Origin of the sequence: Sphaerisporangium rhizosphaerae, assembly GCF_042665155.1 — a bacterium.
In the GTDB taxonomy this organism is placed as follows: domain Bacteria; phylum Actinomycetota; class Actinomycetes; order Streptosporangiales; family Streptosporangiaceae; genus Sphaerisporangium; species Sphaerisporangium rhizosphaerae.
On record NZ_JBHTCG010000105.1, the window covers coordinates 1 to 619 of the forward strand.

1 protein-coding gene is annotated in these 619 nt (G+C 23.3%); it reads left to right on the top strand.

Going from position 1 to position 619, the window contains the following annotated elements; translation table 11 throughout:
• Positions 1–245: 245 nt before the first annotated feature.
• The coding region (locus ACFQSB_RS40270) for a response regulator (protein ID WP_380832632.1) at positions 246–619 on the top strand (374 nt) is incomplete at its 3' end.

Consider the following 619-nt stretch of genomic DNA (forward strand, 5'->3'; position numbering starts at 1 on the left):
CATACTTTTTTGAATTATGAATTATGAATTATGAGTTCATAATTAGATTTTACTTATTATTTTATTTCTGAAACAAAATTGAATAATTTGATTATATTTAAAAACTAAAAATTATATTTCAATTACATTTATAAATTAAAAACTGAAATTACGTAATAAATTAAAAAAAAATATTTGCTTTTTCAAAAAAAAGTTAGAAATTCTAATTTATAGAACACTTTGATTATTTTTGCAAAAAAGAAAAAATGATAAAAAAAGAAAAATTTGAGACGTTTGATGCTTTACGTTTTTTTTCTTTCTTATTAGTTTTTATTTTCCATTTACCACCTGACTTAAGACCATTAGAGACTAGAGGAGATATTGGAGTTTGGTTCTTTTTTTCCTTAAGTGGATTTTTAATAACCTATCTTTTATTAATTGAAAAGAAAAATTATACAGTCAAAACATGTAACAACGGACGTGATGCTGTAGACTTAATTCAGGAAGAAAATTTCGATATTGTTTTTCTGGACGAAAACATGCCAGGAATGTCAGGATTAGAGACTTTATCTGAGATAAAGGAAAAAATATCTACAGTTCCAGTAATTATGATTACTAAAAGCAAAGAGGAATATATCAT